Source organism: Pseudomonas sp. FFPRI_1 (genome assembly GCF_055384485.1).
This window is the reverse complement of sequence record NZ_AP029168.1, coordinates 2,422,115-2,438,432: the sequence shown is the minus strand read 5'-3', so window position 1 is coordinate 2,438,432 and position 16,318 is coordinate 2,422,115. Positions and strand designations below refer to the sequence as shown.

The window sequence follows — 16,318 nt, the reverse complement described above, 5'->3', positions numbered from 1 at the left end:
TTACGCATCCGCCAACGCAGATACCACCAGTTCGCTGCTGCGCTGGGCGTAGGCCGTCAGCACCTGGCGAATCTGCGGCAGGTCACGGGCCAGGACAGCGGCCAGCAACTGCTCGAACAGCTCCAGGTATTCGCTCATCGACGCCTTGCGCTGATCCAGCGCCAAGTAATAGGCACGGCTCATGGCCGGCTGCAGGTTCTCGACGGTTTCCTGCAGGTAAGGGTTGTTGGCGAAGGGATAGGCCGCGCGCATCACACTGAAGCTGTCTTCGACGAAGGCCCGGATATCCTGGCGTGCGTAGGCCCCTTCCAGGCGCTGCTGGATCTGCAGGAATGGCGCCATGTCGCTTTGCAGCGCCCAGCCGCTGGCGACTGAGTTGCCCAGCAGAATGTACAACTCGCTCATCAGGGTGCAGAGGCTGCGGACCTTGTGCTCGGTGAGCTCGGTCACGTGGGCGCCACGGCGCGGCAGGATGGCGATCAGATGGCGACGCTCGAGAATCAGCAAGGCCTCGCGAACCGAACCACGGCTGACATTGAGGGCCAAGGTGACCTTCTGTTCCTGAATGCGCTCCCCAGGCTTGAGATCCCCGCGAATGATACGTTCGGCGAGGTGGTGAGCAATCTGCTCGGCGAGGCTGTCCGGCGCCTTGAACGTCATGGTTTTCCTTCAAAATCTTTAATCGGCACAAGCCGCGCAGTGTAGCGCAATTGCTAGGTCATGGCGGAGTGCCCCAAGGGCGGTTTTTGCCATGAAACACGCAAATAACTGGCCGCCGGGCCGCCGTTCCCGGGTTAATCGAGCGGCAGCGGGCAAGCGCGTGATCACAACCGAAGGCTGGGACAAACCAGCGACTGTCAACGGCCCTGCGTCGCTTCTGGGCGCCTTCGGCAGCGGTTGCGAGGATCTTGGTCATACTTGAATTGTTGGGCGATGAATTTTCCTGACCTTAAAGTCAGAAAATCATTGACCGAAAAGTCAGACATGACTAAATTCGGCTCACGTCGCTTAACAACAATAATGAGTTTGCGAGGCCTTCCGTGATCCAGTTTTTACTCAACCAGGAACTCCGCAGCGAGCACGCCCTGGACCCGAACCTGACCGTGCTCAACTACCTGCGCGAGCACCTGGGCAAATCCGGTACCAAAGAAGGCTGTGCCAGCGGTGACTGTGGCGCCTGCACCGTGGTGGTCGGCGAGTTGCAGGTGGACGCGCACGGCGTCGACACCATGCGCTATCGCAGCCTCAACTCGTGCCTGACCTTCGTCTCGTCCCTGCACGGCAAGCAATTGATCAGCGTTGAAGGCCTCAAGCACCAGGGACAATTGCACAGCGTGCAACAGGCCATGGTCGACTGCCACGGCTCGCAATGCGGCTTCTGCACCCCGGGCTTCGTCATGTCGCTGTTCGCCCTGCAGAAGAACAGCACCGAACCCGACAGCCACAAGGCCCATGAAGCCCTGGCCGGCAACCTGTGTCGCTGCACCGGCTACCGGCCGATCCTGGCCGCCGCCGAGCAGTCCTGCTGCGGCCAGCAGGCCGATCAGTTCGACAGTCGTCAGGCCGAGACCATCAGCCGCCTCAAGGCCATCGCCCCCAAGGACACCGGCGAGCTCAACAGCGGCGACAAGCGCTGCCTGGTACCGCTGACCGTGGCCGACCTGGCCGACCTCTACGACGCCTACCCGCAGGCCCGCCTGCTGGCCGGCGGCACCGACCTGGCGCTGGAGGTGACCCAGTTCCACCGCACCCTGCCGGTGATGATCTACGTCGGCAACATTGCCGAAATGAAACGCATCGAACACTTCGACGATCGCCTGGAAATCGGCGCGGCCACCCCCCTCACCGATTGCTATGACGCGCTGCGCGCCGAGTACCCGGACTTCGGCGAACTGCTGCAGCGCTTCGCTTCGCTGCAGATCCGCAACCAGGGCACCCTGGGGGGCAACATCGGCAACGCCTCGCCCATCGGTGACTCGCCACCGCTGCTGATCGCCCTCGGCGCGCAGATCGTCCTGCGCAAGGGCGAGGTGCGGCGCACCCTGGCCCTGGAAGACTATTTCATCGACTACCGGGTCACCGCCCGCCAGGACAGCGAGTTCATCGAAAAGATCATCGTGCCGCGGGCCCGCGCCGAACGGCTGTTTCGCGCCTACAAGGTGTCCAAGCGCCTGGACGACGATATCTCTGCGGTCTGTGCAGCCTTCAACCTGCGCATTGAAAACGGCATGGTCAGCGACGCCTGCATCGCCTTTGGCGGCATGGCGGCGATCCCGAAACGGGCCAAGAGCTGTGAGGCCGCGCTGCTCGGGGCGCCCTGGAACCAGGCCACCGTCGAACGCGCCTGCGCCGCCCTGGCGCAAGATTTCACCCCGCTCTCGGACTTTCGCGCGAGCAAGGAATACCGCCTGCTGAGCGCGCAGAACCTGCTGCGCAAATACTTCATCGAACTGCATGCACCGCACATCGAGACCCGGGTGACCGCTTATGTCTAATCATCACAAAGTCGAGAAGACCCAAGCCGAACTGACGGCCCTGTTTCATCAGGACCTGACCACCGGCGTCGGCCGCAGCGTCAAGCACGACAGCGCCGACAAACACGTGTCCGGTGAAGCGCTGTACATCGACGACCGCCTGGAATTCCCCAACCAACTGCACGTCTATGCACGGATGTCGGATCGCGCCCACGCCCGGATCATCAGCATCGACACCGCGCCCTGCTACGCCTTCGAAGGGGTGCGCATCGCCATTACCCACGAAGACATTCCCGGCCTCAAGGACATCGGCCCGCTGCTGCCCGGCGATCCCTTGCTGGCCATCGATACCGTGCAGTTCGTCGGCCAGCCGGTCATGGCGGTCGCGGCCAGGGACCTGGAAACCGCGCGCAAGGCGGCCATGGCCGCGGTCATCGAGTACGAAGACCTGGAGCCAGTACTGGATGTGGTCGAGGCCCTGCGCAAGCGCCACTTCGTGCTCGACAGCCACACCCACCAACGCGGTGACTCGGCCAGCGCCCTGGCCAGTGCCGAGCATCGGATCCAGGGCACCCTGCACATCGGCGGCCAGGAACACTTCTACCTGGAAACCCAGATTTCCTCGGTGATGCCCACCGAGGACGGCGGCATGATCGTCTACTGCTCGACCCAGAACCCCACCGAAGTGCAGAAGCTGGTGGCGGAAGTGCTGGACGTGTCGATGAACAAGGTCGTGGTCGACATGCGCCGCATGGGGGGCGGCTTCGGTGGCAAGGAAACCCAGGCCGCCAGCCCTGCCTGCCTGTGCGCGGTAGTGGCACGCCTGACTGGCCAGCCCACCAAGATGCGCCTGCCGCGGGTCGAGGACATGCTGATGACCGGCAAGCGTCACCCCTTCTATGTCGAGTACGACGTGGGCTTCGACGGCAGCGGCCGCCTGCACGGCATCCAGCTGGAACTGGCGGGCAACTGCGGCTGCTCGCCGGACCTCTCGGCGTCCATCGTCGACCGGGCGATGTTCCACGCCGACAACTCCTACTACCTGGGCGACGCCACCATCAACGGCCATCGCTGCAAGACCAACACCGCCTCGAACACCGCCTACCGTGGCTTCGGCGGCCCCCAGGGCATGGTTGCCATCGAGGAAGTGATGGACGCCATCGCCCGGCACCTGGCCCTGGACCCGCTGGCCGTGCGCAAGGCCAACTACTACGGCAAGACCGAGCGCAACGTCACCCACTACTACCAGACCGTCGAGCACAACATGCTCGAGGAAATGACCGCCGAGCTGGAGGCCAGCAGCCAGTACGCCGAGCGCCGCGAAGCCATCCGCCGATACAACGCCAACAGCCCGATCCTCAAGAAAGGCCTGGCGCTGACTCCGGTGAAGTTCGGCATTTCCTTCACCGCCAGCTTCCTCAACCAGGCCGGCGCGCTGATCCACGTCTACACCGACGGCAGCATCCACCTGAACCATGGCGGCACCGAGATGGGCCAGGGCCTGAACATCAAGGTGGCGCAAGTGGTGGCCGAAGTGTTCCAGGTCGATATCGACCGGGTGCAGATCACCGCCACCAACACCGACAAGGTGCCCAACACCTCGCCCACCGCCGCATCCAGCGGTGCCGATCTGAACGGCAAGGCCGCGCAGAATGCCGCGCAGACCATCAAGACCCGCCTGGTGGAGTTCGCCGCGCGCAAGTACCAGGTCAGCGAGGAAGATGTGGAGTTCCACAACGGTCATGTGCGCGTGCGCGACCATATCCTGACCTTCGAGGAACTGATCCAGCAGGCGTATTTCGCCCAGGTGTCGCTGTCCAGCACCGGTTTCTACAAGACCCCGAAAATCTACTATGACCGCGCCCAGGCCCGGGGCCGGCCGTTCTACTACTTCGCCTTTGGTGCGGCCTGCGCCGAGGTGATAGTCGACACCCTGACCGGCGAGTACAAGATGCTGCGCACCGACATCCTGCATGACGTCGGCGCCTCGCTGAACCCGGCCATCGACATCGGCCAGGTCGAGGGCGGCTACATCCAGGGCATGGGCTGGCTGACCACCGAGGAGCTGGTGTGGAATGCCAAGGGCAAGCTGATGACCAATGGTCCGGCCAGCTACAAGATCCCGGCGGTGGCGGACATGCCCCCGGATTTGCGGGTCAAGCTGGTGGAGAACCGCAAGAACCCCGAGGACACGGTGTTCCATTCCAAGGCCGTGGGCGAGCCGCCGTTCATGCTCGGCATCGCCGCCTGGTGTGCGATCAAGGACGCGGTGGCCAGCCTCGGCGACTACCGGCATCAGCCGCAGATCGATGCGCCGGCCACTCCGGAACGGGTGTTGTGGGGCTGCGAACAGATGCGCCGCTTGCAGGTGACCAGAACCACGGACCCGCAAGCCGAGCTGGCGCCGCTGTAACGGTCCGCGCCGGCAAGCCCGCTCCTGTAGGAGCCGGCTCGCCGGCGAAGAGGCCCACACAGACAACCAAGATGTCGAGGTGAACATGTACAACTGGATCAGCGCCCTCGCCGACCTGCAGACCCAGGGTGAACCCTGCGTGCTGGTGACCATCATCGAGGAGCTCGGCTCGACGCCGCGCAATGCCGGCTCGAAAATGGTGGTCAGCGCCAGCCAGGCCTTCGACACCATTGGTGGCGGCCACCTGGAATACAAGGCCATGCAGATCGCCCGGGACATGCTCGCCGCCGGCAAGCAGGCCACTCACCTGGAGCGCTTCAGCCTCGGCGCCAGCCTCGGCCAGTGCTGCGGCGGGGCCACGGTGCTGCTGTTCGAACCCATGGGCCAGGTGCAGGCGCAGATTGCCGTGTTCGGTGCCGGCCACGTCGGCCGGGCCCTGGTCCCGCTGCTGGCCAGCCTGCCCTGCCGGGTACGCTGGATCGACTCCCGGGAGCAGGAATTTCCCGAGCAGATCCCCCAGGGCGTGCGCAAGATCGTCAGCGAAGAACCGGTGGACGAAATCGACCACCTGCCCCCTGGCAGCTACTGCATCGTCATGACCCATAATCACCAACTGGACCTGGAGTTGACTGCGGCCCTGCTCAAGCGCAACGATTTCGCCTATTTCGGCCTGATCGGCTCGAAGACCAAGCGGGTCAAGTTCGAGCACCGCCTGCGCGACCGCGGCTTCGATGCCGGCACCTTGCAGCGCATGCGTTGCCCGATGGGGCTTGGCGAAGTCAAAGGCAAGTTGCCGGTGGAAATCGCCATCTCCATTGCCGGCGAGATCATCGCCACCTATAACGCCCATTTCGGCCAGCCCAGCGTCGGCGCCGAACCCATTGCCAAACTGCTGCCGGCCTCGCGCCGCAGCCAGGTTGCGAACTAATACGCCACACACTGAGATACCTTCATGCCCCAGACTCGCAACGCCTACCGTGCCGCCATCCTGCACAGCATCGCCGACCCCGCCGAAGTCGGGATCGAAGCCTCCTATGAGTATTTCGAGGACGGCCTGCTGGTGGTCGAGAACGGCCGGATCAGCGCGCTTGGCCACGCCAGCGAGCTGCTCGCCAGCCTGCCCGCCGATGTGCAGATCCACCACTACCCGGATGCCCTGATCACCCCGGGCTTCATCGACACCCACATCCACCTGCCCCAGACCGGCATGGTCGGCGCCTATGGCGAGCAGTTGCTGGACTGGCTGAACACCTACACCTTCCCCTGCGAAAGCCAGTTCGCCGACCGGGCCCACGCCACCGAAGTGGCCGACATCTTCATCAAGGAACTGCTGCGCAACGGCACCACCACCGCCCTGGTGTTCGGCAGCGTGCACCCGCAGTCGGTCGAGGCCTTCTTCGAAGCCGCCGAGAAACTCGACCTGCGGATGATCGCCGGCAAGGTGATGATGGACCGCAACGCTCCGGACTACCTGACCGATACCGCCGAATCCGGCTACCAGCAAAGCAAGGCGCTGATCGAGCGCTGGCACGGCAAGGGCCGCCTGCACTACGCCGTGACCCCGCGCTTCGCCCCTACCAGCACCCCGGAACAACTGACCCTGGCCGGCAGACTGCTGACCGAGTACCCCGACCTCTACATGCAGACTCACATCAGCGAGAACCTGCAGGAGATCGAGTGGGTCAAGGAGCTGTTCCCGGAGCGCAAGGGCTACCTGGACGTCTACGATCATTACCAATTGCTCGGTGAGCGCTCGGTGTTCGCCCACGGTGTGCACCTGTGCGACGACGAATGCGCACGACTGGCAGAAACCGGTTCCGCCGTGGCCTTCTGCCCAACCTCGAACCTGTTCCTCGGCAGCGGCCTGTTTAACCTGCCGATGGCGGAAAAACACCAGCTCAATGTCGGCCTGGGCACCGACGTCGGCGGCGGTACCAGCTTCTCGCTGCTGCAAACCCTGAATGAGGCCTACAAGGTCATGCAACTGCAGGGCGCGCGCCTGAGCCCGTTCAAGTCGCTGTACCTGGCAACCCTCGGTGGCGCCCGTGCCCTGCGCCTGGAAGAGCGGATCGGCACCTTGCACCCCGGTACCGATGCCGACTTCCTGATCCTCGACTACAACGCCACACCGCTGCTCAGCTACCGCCTGAAGCAGGCCAACAGCATCGCCGAAACCCTGTTCGTGCTGATGACCCTGGGCGATGACCGCACCGTGCTGCAGACCTTTGCCGCCGGCCAGTCAGTGCACCAGCGCTAACCGCCGAAAATGAAGAATCCCCCGCTCGGTTGGCCGTGCGGGGGATTTTTTATGCCTGCGCCAGGAGAGCGGAACCTAGAAGGTCACTTCCATGTTCAGGGTTGGCGTCGAGGTACGTGTACCCCGCCCACCATCCACCCCGAACTTGTTGTGCCAGTACTCGTAGCCGACCCCAAGGTAGAGGTTGGGCTTGATGTTCTTGCCCGGCATCACCGCAACCATCAACGAAGTGCGCATCAGGGTTTCCGGGGCGGTGTCGCGGTAGTTGTAGTCGTGGCCCTTTTCCCCGGTGTAGTTGACGAACCCCTGGAACTTGGCGGCGTGGCTGCCGACCTCGAACGGCCGCATCCAGGCCAGGTTGAGCAGGTAAGTGTCGTCGAAGGTGTGATCCGGGTCTTTCGCCCCGGGTATTCCGGAATGGTTATTTTCCTTGTAGTACAACAGGCTCAGGTCGAGCACGCCGACGGTGTTGAACTTCAGGGTCGGGCCGAAGACCAGAGCGCGCTTCTTGGCCGAACCCAGGTTGTTGTTGCGGCTGGCATCAAAGCCGAGGGTCAGGGCATAGTCCTTGACCAGGCCGGTGCCCAGGGGCGTATCCAGTACCCGAGAAGCGAAGAGTTGGTGACGGTAGACACCGTAGACTTCGCTGCTGCCCTTGTTGGTGCCCTTGCGCGGGTCGTCGTTGTCGGAGAGCAGCACGTCCAGATGCAGATAGTTGCTGCCGTACTGGTACCCACTGGCGTGGGTGAAGCTGTAGATGCGCTTGCTGATGTAGTGCGGGTTGTTCGGGTTGGTGAACTCCTTGCCGTACCGAAAGCCGACGCTGTTGTTCATCCACTCCACGGCGGCCGCTTCCCCTGCCCCGACCAATGTCATCAGCAGCGTTGCGCCTTGTAGTGCCTTTTTCATTTTTATTATGTCCTGTGGCGGTGTGGCTTATGGCAGCTTCGCTGGCTGCCGACCGGTCGCAGTATCGGCACAAGGCCTGTGGAGCCCAAAGAACAGAATATCGACCAGTGCGCTGCCAAAATGGCAACACCGGCCAGCAACGCCCGGCTCAGAGCACCGGCTGGCCGAAGATGCGCTCGGCCCGTTCACGCAGGGCGATCTCCTCGCCGAGCAAATGCGCCAGGGCTTCGACCGCACTGGGCAGGTCACGGCCGCTGCGGGCATACAGCCCCAGGTCACTGTAGATACCGCCCTGGTCACTCAGGGGGATATGCACCAGCTCGCCCTTGTCCAGGTCCGCCTCGACCCCGACCCGAGTCTGGAAAGCCACCCCCATGTTGTGCCGGGCCATCTGCCGCGCCAGCTCCAGGGAGTTGCTCTGCAACGCCGGTTTGTCCGGCCCCCCGAGGCGCTTGTGCAATGGCGCCAGCAGGTGGTGGATCGACAGCTCGCTTTTGGCCAGGATCAGCCCGTGTTCGGCGCAGGTGGCAAAATTGACGCTGCCCCGCTCGGCCAGGGGGTGATCCGGACTGACCAGCGCGCCAAGGCGAAAATGCCCGACGCTCAGAGGGCGAATCTCCGGCGCCCTGGGCAGGGCAAAGGCCAGCCCGAGGTCGGCGCGGCTGTTGATCAGAGCATGGGGGATCGATTGCGAACCCTGCACCGTGACACCGATGGTCACCTGCGGGTAGTGATCACGCATGCGCTTGAGCACCGTGGGCAGCAGGTCCACCGTGGCGCCCTCGACGGTGGCGATCTCCACGTGCCCGCTCTTCAAGCCCCGCAATGCATCGAACTCCAGGCGAACTCGCTCCAGGTCCTGCAACACCAGGCTGACGTGACGACTGAGAATCTCCCCGGCCATGGTCAGGCGCAGCCCACCGGGCAGGCGCTCGAACAACGGCGCACCGATTTCGTCCTCGATCTTGAGAATCTGCCGGTTCACCGCCGAGGATGCGACATTCAAGCGCCGGGCCGCCTCACGGATCGAATGGCAACGCCGAACCATGTCGAAATAGTGAATGGCGGAGGAATGAATACGTAGCGTTCTGCCGCTCATGCCGCGGGCTCCTTTCGCAGGGCGAGAGGCGGGCCGTCGCGGGCCAAGCCCTTGCCAGACGCCTCGGAACCAGCACTGTATACAATCAATGCAAAAAATCGCAACAATCTATCGAGCAGCTACTCCGCCAAAACAACAATCCCCCACCTCGTGCAATACACGAGGTGGGGGATTGGGGAGTTTCACGCTGCAAGCTCGGCGCTTGCCACCTGCCTCTTAGAGCTTGGCGGTCGGCCGTCCCGGCTTCTTGGTCTGCAGCAGATGCGAGAACACCGCATGCAGATCGTCCGAGGCACTTTCCTCGTCGAGGTTGAGCTTGCTGTCGATGTGATCCATGTGATGCATCATCAGGTTCACCGCGAGCTCGCCATCCCGGGCCTCAATGGCATCGATCAACTGGGTGTGCTCATCGTAGGAACAGTGGGAACGGTTGCCGCTCTCGTACTGGGCGATGATCAGCGAGGTCTGGGACACCAGGCTGCGCTGGAAGCTGATCAACGGCGCATTCTTCGCCGCCTCCGCGAGCTTCAGGTGGAACTCGCCGGACAGGCGGATGCCCGCGCCACGATCACCGCGGGAAAAGCTGTCGCGCTCTTCATTGACCATCTGCCGCAGTTCCAGCAATTGCTCGGCCGTGGCGTGCTGTACCGCCAATTCAGTGATGGCGCGCTCCACCAGGCGGCGGGCGAGAAACACTTGTCGGGCTTCCTCCACGCTCGGGCTGGCCACTACGGCACCGCGGTTGGGGCGCAACAGCACCACGCCTTCGTGGGCCAGACGTGACAGAGCGCGGCGGATGATGGTCCGGCTGACTCCGAATATTTCCCCTAGCGCCTCTTCACTCAACTTGGTGCCGGGCGCCAGGCGCTGCTCGAGGATGGCCTCGAAGATGTGCGCATAGACAATATCGTCCTGGGTTCCGCTGCGACCGGCTTTGCCTGCTCGCGGTTGTTTCTTGAGAGGTTGCAACTGTTCGTTCATGGGCACTCGGGTCGGGAGGACTGCGGCGATGTCAGCGTGACTTTAATACGCCACGGTGGGTCGCTGGCAAGTATCGCGTTAAATCAAGGGCACATTGTACACAACCCATGGGGATCATTAGTAAAAAGTGTTGCCCGTGGCATAACGCGTTCAGCGACTGTACGGCTATTTGTAGCCACGGCTGTATTGCAATGCAAAGTTACTTTTAAGTTTAGGCTTCGCCCTTGAACCCCATTGCCGGCCCATTGCTCGAGCAGCACTCGATCGATGCGGGCTGGATGGGGTTGTTTGGGTCTTTCAAGAACAAGGAACAGCCGTAATGTCCGATGCCACTCCCGCGCAGTTACGCCCCCTGGCCGACACTTCGCCCTCAGCCATCGTGGCCGGCTTCATCGCCATGATGACCGGCTATACCAGTTCCCTGGTGCTGATGTTCCAGGCCGGACAAGCTGCCGGCCTGACCAGCGGACAGATTTCCTCGTGGATCTGGGCCATCTCCATCGGCATGGCCGTGTGCAGCATCGGCCTGTCCCTGCGTTATCGCACCCCCATCACCATCGCCTGGTCGACACCTGGCGCAGCCCTGCTGATCACCAGCCTGTCCGGCGTGACCTACGGCGAAGCCATCGGCGCCTATATCACCTGCGCCGTGCTGGTGACGATCTGCGGGCTCACCGGCAGCTTCGAACGCCTGGTGAAAAAGATCCCGGCTTCCCTGGCTGCGGCCTTGCTGGCGGGGATCCTGTTCAAGATCGGCAGTGAAATCTTCGTCGCCGCCCAACATCGCACCGGGCTGGTCCTGGGCATGTTCGTCACCTACCTGGTGGTCAAGCGCCTGTCGCCCCGCTATGCGGTCCTGGCCGCCTTGCTGATCGGCACCGCCCTTTCCGGAGTGATGGGCCTGCTGGACTTCAGCGGCTTCCACCTGGAGGTCGCGACTCCTGTCTGGACCACTCCGCACTTTTCCCTGGCAGCCACCATCAGCATCGGCATTCCGCTGTTCGTGGTGGCCATGACCTCGCAGAACATGCCCGGGATTGCAGTGCTGCGGGCCGACGGCTACAACGTCCCGGCTTCGCCATTGATCACCGCCACGGGCCTGGCCTCTCTGCTGCTGGCGCCGTTCGGCTCCCATGGCATCAACCTGGCGGCCATCAGCGCGGCAATCTGTACCGGGCCCCATGCCCATGAGGATCACGGCAAACGCTACACCGCCGCCGTGTGGTGCGGAATCTTCTACGGCATCGCCGGGGTCTTCGGTGCCACCCTGGCCGCGCTGTTCGCGGCACTGCCCAAGGAACTGGTGCTGTCCATTGCCGCCCTGGCGCTGTTCGGCTCGATCATCAATGGCCTGAGCATCGCGATGAGCGAAGTGAAGGAACGCGAGGCCGCGCTGATCACCTTCATGGTCACGGCGTCGGGGCTGACGCTGTTCTCCATCGGCTCGGCGTTCTGGGGAATCGTGGCCGGGGTGGTGACCTTGATGATTCTGAACTGGCGCAACGCCTGAAGGGCCTCACAGGCACGCCAGCGCCTAGCGCAGGGCGCGGCGTGCCGGCCTGCTCACGCCCACGGCAAAACCCGGAACAGGTCCGTGGCAGAGGTAATCAGGGGAAAGGGGAATCGACAGGTTGCCCTGGGGCAACAACGCATGAGCGGCCCGGACGGGCCGCTCATACATGACATCACGCGACTGGGTTGATCGCGTTGTCCGGGTACCACACGTCCAGCAGCGGGCTGACTTCAACGCTGGTCAGCTCGGTGCGAGCCTTGAGCCAGGCTTCGACAGCGGCGCGCTGCTCTTCGCTCACGGAACCGCGCTTGCTCAGGCAAACCAGACCGAAGTCGTCGCCGCCTACATAGCCCAGGCCGTTGGCTTCCATCGCTTCTTTGAGGAATGCGTCGAGGAAAGCGTCAATAGCTTCTTCAGCCAGATCTTCTTTGAAATCCAGGTTCAGCTCAAAACCCAGCTCCTGAAATTCATCTACGCAGAGTTTTTTGCGCAGACGGCGGGAACGGTTAGTGGCCATGGAACAATCCTCATAAGTAATAACGGGCGGCACTTTACCAGTTTAGCCAGGCGATTGCCTGACTCTATGAGGATACGACCCTGCCATTGGTAAAAAAAATACCGCCCCGGCGGCCCGCGGTACGGCACAAGCCACTATACCTTGGGGCATAATGCCGACACTTTCATGATCACTGAGGGATTTTATCTGCACGCCCTCGCCTTTTTTCCCCTCGACTGCAGGGTTCCATTTCATATGATCAAATCGTTGCGTCCTCTTCTGCTTGCCAGTGTTTTCCTCCCCCTGGCATTCCCCGTCTCCGCGGCTCCGGTCAACACCACCCTGACCCCCAAGGTCCAGCAAGCCCTCAAAGCCAGCAAACTCCCGGACAACGCCCTGTCACTGGTGATGATTCCCCTGAATGGCCCGGGCACCCCAACCATCTTCAACGCCGACGTATCGGTCAACCCGGCCTCCACCATGAAGCTGGTGACCACCTACGCGGCCCTGGAAATGCTCGGCCCGACCCATCAGTGGAAGACCGAGTTCTACACCGACGGCACCCTCAGCGGCGGCATCCTCAACGGCAACCTGTACCTCAAGGGCGGCGGCGACCCCAAGCTGAACATGGAAAAGCTCTGGTTGCTGATGCGCGACCTGCGGGCCAACGGCGTGCAGCAGGTCACCGGCGACCTGGTGCTGGACCGCAACTTCTTCGTGCAACCGCAACTGCCGGAATTCAATGACGACGGCAACGACGAGAACAAGCCGTTCCTGGTCAAGCCCGACTCCCTGATGGTCAACCTCAAGGCCTTGCGCTTTGTCGCTCGCAACGATTCCGGCCGAGTGCTGGTGTCGGTGGAACCGCCAATCGCCAAGATCCGCATCGACAACCAGGTCAAGGCGGTCAACACCAAGCAATGCACCGGCGACGTACGCTACAACCCGGTGACCCAGGCCGATGGCAGCGTGATCGTCACCGTCGGTGGCCAGCTGGGCGACGGTTGCAGCTCCCAGACCTACCTGTCGCTACTGGACCACGCCACCTACACCGCCGGTGCGGTGCGAGCGATCTGGAGCGAACTGGGCGGCAGCATTCAGGGCAAGGACCGCCTGGCGGTCGTGCCCAAGGACGCCAAGGTCCTGGCCCGAGCCTTTTCCCCGGACCTGGCGGAGATCATCCGCGACATCAACAAGTACAGTAACAACACCATGGCCCAGCAGTTGTTCCTGAGCCTGGGGGCCAAGTACCGCAACGAAGCCGATGGCGACGACGCCAAGGCGGCCCAGCGTGTGGTGCGCCAGTGGCTGGCGAAGAAGGGCATCACCTCGCCGCACCTGGTGATGGAGAACGGCTCCGGCCTGTCCCGTGCCGAGCGGGTCAGCGCCCGGGAGATGGCCGGCCTGCTGCAAGCCGCGTGGAAGAGCCCCTACGCCGCCGAGTTCATCAGCTCGATGCCGATTGCCGGCATGGACGGCACCATGCGCAAGCGCCTGAAGCGCACTGCCATGTCGGGTGAAGCGCACATCAAGACCGGCACTCTGAACACTGTCCGCGCCATTGCCGGCTACAGCCGCGATGACAACGGCAATACCTGGGCAGTGGTCGCGATCCTCAATGACCCACGGCCATTCGGTGCCTCATCGGTACTGGACCAGGTGCTGCTAGACCTCTATCGCCAGCCCAAGCTGGCCACCAGCGCCTCGGCGCTGTAACAACGGCTCGTGCCAAGGGCGGCGAGCAGCACGCGCCGCCCCGATTGATTACGGCAATTCGTCCTGAACCCGATCGCGCCCGGCCAGCTTGGCGGCGTAGACCCCGGAGTCGGCCCGCAGCAACAGCCCGTCCGCCCCTTCCCCTTCGCGCCAACTGGCAATGCCGAAACTGGCGGTGACGATGCCCACCGGTTCGATCGGCGAGCTGCGCAGCCCCTGCCACAGCTCCTGGGCCAGGATCAGTGCCTGCCGGCCCTGAGTATCCGGGCACAGGATCATGAACTCCTCTCCGCCGAGGCGGCAGAACACATCGGTGCGCCTCAGGCGTCGGCCAGTACGCTCGCACAAGCCCTTGAGGACCTGATCGCCGACCCCGTGCCCGTACTGGTCGTTGATCCGCTTGAAATGGTCGATGTCGAGCATGATCACCGCCATCTGGCCACCGCCACGCTCCAGGCGCTGCATCTCGCTCTGCAGGCGCTCCTGGAAGTAGCGACGATTGTGAATGCCGGTCAGGGAGTCGGTGATCGACAACGCTCGCAGTTCCTCCTCCACTCGCTTGAGGTCGGAGATGTCCGAGATATAGCCGTGCCATAGCACCCCGCCGCCTGGCAGCCTTTCCGGAGTCGCCGCGCCACGCATCCAGCGCAGCCCGCGCTGTGGCAGGCAGACCCGGTATTCTTCGCACCAGGGACTGAGCTGCTGCGCCGACACTTCGATCGAATCCCTGACCCGTCCCACGTCCTCGGGATGAATGCGCTCGAACGCCGGAGCCGCATCCTCCTGCAGCTGTAGCGGATCGATCTCGTAGATTTCGCGAATGCCATCGCTGGCGTAGGTAAAACAGGCATGACCGTCAGGCGCCAGCTTGAACTGGTAGATCCCACCCGGGACATGGGCGCTGAGCCGCTTCAACAACCGGTCGCGAGCCGCCAGGGCCTCGTGCACTCGCTTGCGCTCGGTGATATCGATGCAAATCGCCAGATGGCCGATCCACAATCCCTGGTCGTCGAGCACCGGAGTCGCCAGCATGTTCACCGGCAGGTGGCTGCCGTCGCGGCGCACCAGTGTCCACTCCCGCGCCTCATGACCGGCGCTCATGCCCTCTTCCACCAGCATCGCCTGGGACACCGGAATGGCTTTGCCATAGCGCTGGCTGAGGCTATGGGCCCAACTTTCCAGCTCCTGAGGCAGGTGCAGGCTTTCCAGGGTCAGGTGGCCGACTGCGTCAGCGCTGCTGTAGCCGAGCATCTGCTCGGCCCCGGCATTGAAGGTGCTGATGACGCCACGCAGGTCGGTGGCGATGATCGCCACTTGGGTCGCGGCATTGAGCACACTGCGCAGTTGGCTGTGAGTGCCCCGCAGTTCCTGCTCGCGACTGCGCAACTCCTCGGTACGCTGCTCCACCAGGGCCAGGGCCCGCTGGCGCTGGCTGACCAGTACGTAGAGCAAGGCGCTGAGCAGCACACTGAGCAATGCCCCCAGGGTCACCAGGCTCGCCAGGGAAGAATGATTGGCATGCAGGAACGCCGCGCTGGGACGAAAATCCACCTGATAGTCCCGGTCCGCCAGACGCAGCAAGCGGCTGGCGGTCAGCTGACTGTTGGTCGGCGGGTTGTTCGACTCATAGAGCACCTCATGCAGGCCCTCGGTGGACAGATCGAGAATCCGCACCGACAGGTTGTCACTGGCCGTGACCGGCAAGCCATCCGCCACCAGCTGCCGCAGGCTGATCACCGCCAGCACATAACCATAGGGCCGGGACTGCGCGGCAGGGCCGTCCTGGGGTCGCCTGACCGGCGCGGCCAGCAGCACTCCCCGGGCGTAGGCCGGGTCGACCGCGACCAGGTGCACCGGCGGCGAAACCGCCAGGCCATTGAGCTCCCGGGCACGTTCCAGCGTGGCACGGCGCACAGGTTGGGCCAGCAAGTCGTACCCCAGGGGCGAGCCCAGCGGGCTTTGCGTCTGGCTGTACAACACCGGCGCATAGTCGTCGTGCTCACCGGCCGCCTCCATCTGGCCTTCGCCGTTCAACTGCAATATGGAAAACCCCGGCAGCCCCTGCGCCCGCACCGACTGCTCGAACGCAGGGCGCTGGGCACGACTGATCAAAGGCGCCCAGGCATAGGCCTGGGTGCGCCGCAAAAGGGGTTTGGCGTAACCATCGAAGTCCTGGCGAGTCACCAGGTCGGAATTGACAAAGAAACGCCGCAAACCGTCCAGGCGTTGCTCCTGGTCTTGAAAGCGCTCTTCGATACGGCTGTAGCGTTCGCTGGCCAACAGCTGGAAACGCTGGCGCAACTGCTGCTTGTTCAGGCTGTAGGTGGACCAGGCCAGGAGCCCGGTCAGAATGCTACCGGCGAGCAACACCAACAAGGCCACGAGCCAGGCGGACACCTCTTCACTTATGAAACCCAGGATCTTCGGGCGTACCACGTGCAACGGCATAAGCAGAACTCA

General features: G+C 63.3%; 12 protein-coding genes. 6 read left to right on the top strand and 6 right to left on the bottom strand.

Annotated features, from left to right (window positions below):
* Positions 1 to 660 carry a GntR family transcriptional regulator gene (locus ACZ5BO_RS11060; RefSeq protein WP_025128794.1) on the bottom strand — a complete coding sequence of 220 codons (660 nt, stop codon included), beginning with the start codon at positions 658 to 660 and terminating at the stop codon, positions 1 to 3.
* A 380-nt stretch (positions 661 to 1,040) separates the two neighbouring features.
* Between ACZ5BO_RS11060 and xdhA the strand changes: the two genes are divergently transcribed.
* The 4 genes from xdhA (at position 1,041) to guaD (ending at position 7,144) form a co-directional block, all read left to right on the top strand.
* A complete protein-coding gene (gene xdhA, locus ACZ5BO_RS11055; protein WP_464699698.1) occupies positions 1,041 to 2,495 on the top strand; it encodes a xanthine dehydrogenase small subunit in 1,455 nt (484 codons plus the stop codon).
* Positions 2,488 to 4,887, top strand: coding sequence for a xanthine dehydrogenase molybdopterin binding subunit (gene xdhB, locus ACZ5BO_RS11050; RefSeq protein ID WP_464699696.1), 2,400 nt, complete (start codon positions 2,488 to 2,490; stop codon positions 4,885 to 4,887). Before xdhA ends, xdhB begins: the two co-directional genes overlap by 8 nt.
* A gap of 85 nt (positions 4,888 to 4,972) precedes the next feature.
* Complete coding sequence (gene xdhC / locus ACZ5BO_RS11045) at positions 4,973 to 5,815, top strand: xanthine dehydrogenase accessory protein XdhC (protein WP_025128791.1); 843 nt, start codon at positions 4,973 to 4,975, stop codon at positions 5,813 to 5,815.
* Between the two features lie 24 nt (positions 5,816 to 5,839).
* The gene (gene guaD / locus ACZ5BO_RS11040; RefSeq protein WP_464699693.1) at positions 5,840 to 7,144 is read left to right on the top strand and encodes a guanine deaminase; all 1,305 of its coding nucleotides are present in this window, start codon (positions 5,840 to 5,842) and stop codon (positions 7,142 to 7,144) included.
* A gap of 75 nt (positions 7,145 to 7,219) precedes the next feature.
* Here the strand turns inward: guaD and ACZ5BO_RS11035 are convergent, their stop codons facing one another.
* The 3 genes from ACZ5BO_RS11035 to ACZ5BO_RS11025 form a co-directional block, all read right to left on the bottom strand.
* Positions 7,220 to 8,053, bottom strand: a complete 834-nt coding sequence (locus ACZ5BO_RS11035) for a hypothetical protein (protein ID WP_025128789.1) — start codon at positions 8,051 to 8,053, stop codon at positions 7,220 to 7,222.
* 148 nt (positions 8,054 to 8,201) lie between these two features.
* Entirely contained in the window at positions 8,202 to 9,152 is a 951-nt protein-coding gene (locus ACZ5BO_RS11030) for a LysR family transcriptional regulator (RefSeq protein WP_025128788.1), read from the bottom strand.
* 216 nt (positions 9,153 to 9,368) lie between these two features.
* Positions 9,369 to 10,133, bottom strand: coding sequence for a GntR family transcriptional regulator (locus tag ACZ5BO_RS11025; RefSeq protein ID WP_025128787.1), 765 nt, complete (start codon positions 10,131 to 10,133; stop codon positions 9,369 to 9,371).
* Positions 10,134 to 10,452: 319 nt separating this feature from the next.
* On the opposite strand from ACZ5BO_RS11025, the gene ACZ5BO_RS11020 reads away from it, so the two are divergent.
* Positions 10,453 to 11,643, top strand: a complete 1,191-nt coding sequence (locus ACZ5BO_RS11020) for a benzoate/H(+) symporter BenE family transporter (protein WP_025128786.1) — start codon at positions 10,453 to 10,455, stop codon at positions 11,641 to 11,643.
* 175 nt (positions 11,644 to 11,818) lie between these two features.
* Here ACZ5BO_RS11020 and ACZ5BO_RS11015 read toward each other — a convergent pair whose 3' ends face one another.
* On the bottom strand, positions 11,819 to 12,163 hold the full coding sequence (locus ACZ5BO_RS11015) for a YggL family protein (RefSeq protein WP_025128785.1): 345 nt from the start codon (positions 12,161 to 12,163) through the stop codon (positions 11,819 to 11,821).
* A 234-nt stretch (positions 12,164 to 12,397) separates the two neighbouring features.
* On the opposite strand from ACZ5BO_RS11015, the gene dacB reads away from it, so the two are divergent.
* On the top strand, positions 12,398 to 13,858 hold the full coding sequence (gene dacB / locus ACZ5BO_RS11010) for a D-alanyl-D-alanine carboxypeptidase/D-alanyl-D-alanine endopeptidase (protein ID WP_025128784.1): 1,461 nt from the start codon (positions 12,398 to 12,400) through the stop codon (positions 13,856 to 13,858).
* 48 nt (positions 13,859 to 13,906) lie between these two features.
* On the opposite strand, the gene ACZ5BO_RS11005 is transcribed toward dacB, so the two are convergent.
* Positions 13,907 to 16,306, bottom strand: a complete 2,400-nt coding sequence (locus ACZ5BO_RS11005) for a sensor domain-containing diguanylate cyclase (RefSeq protein ID WP_464699689.1) — start codon at positions 16,304 to 16,306, stop codon at positions 13,907 to 13,909.
* Positions 16,307 to 16,318 lie beyond the last annotated feature (12 nt).

Excerpts from the sequence above, each read along its gene's own strand:
- ACZ5BO_RS11060 (WP_025128794.1), bottom strand. The coding sequence starts at position 660 with ATGACGTTCAAGGCGCCGGACAGCCTCGCCGAGCAGATTGCTCACCAC.
- xdhB (WP_464699696.1), top strand. The coding sequence starts at position 2,488 with ATGTCTAATCATCACAAAGTCGAGAAGACCCAAGCCGAACTGACGGCC.
- xdhC (WP_025128791.1), top strand. The coding sequence starts at position 4,973 with ATGTACAACTGGATCAGCGCCCTCGCCGACCTGCAGACCCAGGGTGAA.
- guaD (WP_464699693.1), top strand. The coding sequence starts at position 5,840 with ATGCCCCAGACTCGCAACGCCTACCGTGCCGCCATCCTGCACAGCATC.
- ACZ5BO_RS11035 (WP_025128789.1), bottom strand. The coding sequence starts at position 8,053 with ATGAAAAAGGCACTACAAGGCGCAACGCTGCTGATGACATTGGTCGGG.
- ACZ5BO_RS11030 (WP_025128788.1), bottom strand. The coding sequence starts at position 9,152 with ATGAGCGGCAGAACGCTACGTATTCATTCCTCCGCCATTCACTATTTC.
- ACZ5BO_RS11025 (WP_025128787.1), bottom strand. The coding sequence starts at position 10,133 with ATGAACGAACAGTTGCAACCTCTCAAGAAACAACCGCGAGCAGGCAAA.
- ACZ5BO_RS11020 (WP_025128786.1), top strand. The coding sequence starts at position 10,453 with ATGTCCGATGCCACTCCCGCGCAGTTACGCCCCCTGGCCGACACTTCG.
- ACZ5BO_RS11015 (WP_025128785.1), bottom strand. The coding sequence starts at position 12,163 with ATGGCCACTAACCGTTCCCGCCGTCTGCGCAAAAAACTCTGCGTAGAT.
- dacB (WP_025128784.1), top strand. The coding sequence starts at position 12,398 with ATGATCAAATCGTTGCGTCCTCTTCTGCTTGCCAGTGTTTTCCTCCCC.
- ACZ5BO_RS11005 (WP_464699689.1), bottom strand. The coding sequence starts at position 16,306 with ATGCCGTTGCACGTGGTACGCCCGAAGATCCTGGGTTTCATAAGTGAA.